This is a genomic window from Vannielia litorea, from assembly GCF_018424695.1.
GTDB lineage: Bacteria > Pseudomonadota > Alphaproteobacteria > Rhodobacterales > Rhodobacteraceae > Vannielia > Vannielia litorea_A.
The window spans coordinates 1-2847 of sequence record NZ_QTNQ01000174.1; the positions used below are offsets into that span (position 1 = coordinate 1).

The 2847-nt window shown below is 66.4% G+C and carries 2 protein-coding genes and 1 pseudogene; 2 read left to right on the top strand and 1 reads right to left on the bottom strand.

From position 1 onward, the window contains the following. Window positions 1–4: 4 nt before the first annotated feature. Window positions 5–137 (top strand): annotated as a pseudogene (locus DYI42_RS23670) (TRAP transporter small permease subunit); the annotation flags it as partial. Window positions 138–194: 57 nt separating this feature from the next. Here the strand turns inward: DYI42_RS23670 and rimK are convergent. Continuing rightward, the gene (rimK, locus tag DYI42_RS23675; RefSeq protein ID WP_213549563.1) at window positions 195–1589 is read right to left on the bottom strand and encodes a 30S ribosomal protein S6--L-glutamate ligase; all 1395 of its coding nucleotides are present in this window, start codon (window positions 1587–1589) and stop codon (window positions 195–197) included. 63 nt (window positions 1590–1652) lie between these two features. Here rimK and tgt point away from each other — a divergent pair, with 63 nt between their 5' ends. Continuing rightward, window positions 1653–2783, top strand: coding sequence for a tRNA guanosine(34) transglycosylase Tgt (gene tgt, locus DYI42_RS23680; RefSeq protein ID WP_213549565.1), 1131 nt, complete (start codon window positions 1653–1655; stop codon window positions 2781–2783). The last annotated feature ends 64 nt before the right edge of the window (window positions 2784–2847 follow it).

A 2847-nucleotide genomic window follows, 5' to 3' on the forward strand; every position in this document is an offset into this window, starting at 1 on the left:
ATTCATCGCGGTCCTGCTGGGGCTCATGACCCTTGTGACCTTTGCCAACGTCGTGCTGCGTTATGGCTTCAACGACTCGCTGATCTGGGGGCAGGAGGTTGTGCTGATCCTCTTCGCCTGGCTGGTGAGGCGCGGGACGGCGCGTTGCGTTGCCTGGATATGCCGACTGCGGCGGGATCGTTTTGGGCCGGTCGTCAGGCCTTTGTCCGGCGTTTGCGGACGGGCATGGGGCGGACCGAGCGCTCTATGGTTTCGTAGAGCTTTTCGGTGATGTTCTTCTTGCTGGCGGTTTCGATGCCCTCAAGCCCCGGCGAACTGTTCACCTCGAGCACCTTGGGGCCGGTTTCGGAGCGCAGCAGATCGACCCCGGCGAGGCCGAGATCGAAGGCGCGGGCGGCGCGGACGGCGGTTTCGCGCTCTTCCTTGGTGATCCGGACCGATTTGGCCGAGCCGCCCCGGTGCAGGTTGGAGCGGAAATCGCCCTCCGCGCCGGTGCGCTTCATCGAGGCGACGACCTTGTTGCCGATCACGAGGCAGCGGATGTCTTCGCCCGCGGCCTCCTTGACGAAGTGCTGCACGAGGAAGTTGGCCTTGAGGCCGCGGAAGGCGTCGATCACCGACTCGGCGGCCTTCTTGGTTTCGGCCAGCACAACGCCCTTGCCCTGGGTGCTCTCCAGCAGCTTGACGATCAGCGGCGCGTTGCCCGCCAGGGCGATCAGGTTGCCGGTGTCCTTGGGGGAGGCGGCAAAGGCGGTGTCGGGCATGGGCACCTTGGCGCGGGCCATGATCTGGTGGGCGTAGAGCTTGTCGCGCGAGGCGGTGATGCCGCGCGAGGGGTTCACCGAGTAGATGCCGATGGTTTCGAACTGGCGGACAATGGCGGTGCCGTAGGGGGTGATGGAGGCGCCGATGCGGGGGATCACCGCGTCATAGCGGGGCAGGCGCTTGCCATCGTAATGCACCTCGGGGGCGAGCGTGTTGATGGCCATGTAGCAGCGGGTGGTGTCGATCACCTCCACCGTGTGGCCGCGCTTTTCGCCCTCTTCCACGAGGCGGCGGGTGGAATAATTGTCTTCCCGGCTCAGCACGGCGATGCGCAGGGCGCGGGAGGGCTGGGCCTGCCGCACCTTGGAGCTGTGGTAGACATCATAGGACAGCTCGGGCTGGCAGAACCGGTCGGTGGCGACGATGGAGATGTGGTTCTTCATCGCCTGCCGCCCCAGCAGCATGCGGGAGTTCATGGTGGAGCGGTCGGTGAGCGTGACCTCGATGGGCCAGCTTTGCCCGGCGACTTCAAGCGTGGTTTCGATAACGTAGCGCAACTCCTTCTCGCCGTTGGAGGAGGTGACCTCGCGGCGGTCGCTGATGGGGGCGGAGCAGGGGATCACCAGATCATCCCGCCCGGGGATGGGATGGACGGTAAAGCGCACCTTGGGGCGGGCGGAGGGGCCGAAGGTTTCGATGTCGAAGGCGTGCAGCGCCGAGGTGCGGGCACCGGTATCGACCTTGGCGCGCAGAGCGGGAACGCCGAGGCCGGGCAGCGAGATCCACTCTTCCCAGCCGAACTGGAGCATTTCGGGGTCTGACATTGGGCCTCCTTGGCATTTTGCGCGAACTGCGGGATATGGAAGGCCCGACCGATGAGAGCCCCGATGACAACACGCGTGACATACGAACTCAAGGCGAAGGACGGCAAGGCCCGTTTGGGCAGCCTGAAAACGCCGCGCGGCGAGATCCGCACGCCGGCCTTCATGCCCGTGGGCACGGCGGCGACGGTGAAGGCGATGCTGCCCGAGAGCGTGGCGGCGACAGGGGCCGATATTCTGCTCGGCAACACCTATCACCTGATGCTGCGGCCCGGTGCGGAGCGGGTGGCCCGGCTGGGCGGGCTTCGCAAGTTCATGAACTGGGACAAGCCCATTCTGACCGACTCGGGGGGCTTTCAGGTGATGAGCCTCGCCGAGTTGAGGAAGCTGACCGAGGAGGGGGTGACCTTTCGCTCTCACGTGGATGGCTCGAAGCATTTTCTGAGCCCCGAAACCTCGATGGAGATTCAGCGGCTGCTCGGCTCGGACATCGTGATGGCCTTCGATGAGTGCCCGGCCTTGCCCGCGACGGAGGAGGCGGTGGCCGAGAGCATGCGGCTGAGCATGCGCTGGGCGGCGCGCTCGCGGGAGGCCTTTGGCGACCGGCCCGGACATGCGCTCTTCGGCATTCAGCAGGGCGGCGTGACCGAGGCGCTGCGCGGCGAGAGTGCGGAGGCTTTGAAGGCGATCGGCTTCGATGGTTATGCGATTGGCGGGCTTGCGGTGGGCGAGGGGCAGGAGGCGATGTTCGGCGTGCTGGATTATGCGCCCGGCATGCTGCCCGAGGACAAGCCGCGCTACCTGATGGGCGTGGGCAAGCCCGATGACATCGTGGGTGCGGTGAAGCGCGGTGTGGACATGATGGACTGCGTGCTGCCGTCGCGGAGCGGGCGCACCGGGCAGGCCTGGACGCGGCGGGGGCAGGTGAACCTGAAGAACGCCCGCCATGCCGACGACCCGCGCCCGCTGGATGAGGACTGCAGCTGCCCGGCCTGCCGGGGCTATTCGCGGGCCTACCTGCACCATGTGTACCGCGCGGGCGAGATGATCGCAGGGATGCTGCTGACCTGGCACAACCTGCATTACTATCAGGAGCTGATGGCCGGGATGCGGGCGGCGATTGCCGAGGGGCGGTTTGCCGAATTCGAGGCGGGATTCCACGCGCTGCGGGCCGAAGGCGATATTCCGCCGCTGTGAGGGTTTTGCGGGCGGGGCCGGGCATGGCACGGCGCCCACCCTGTCTCTTATACCCATCTGACGC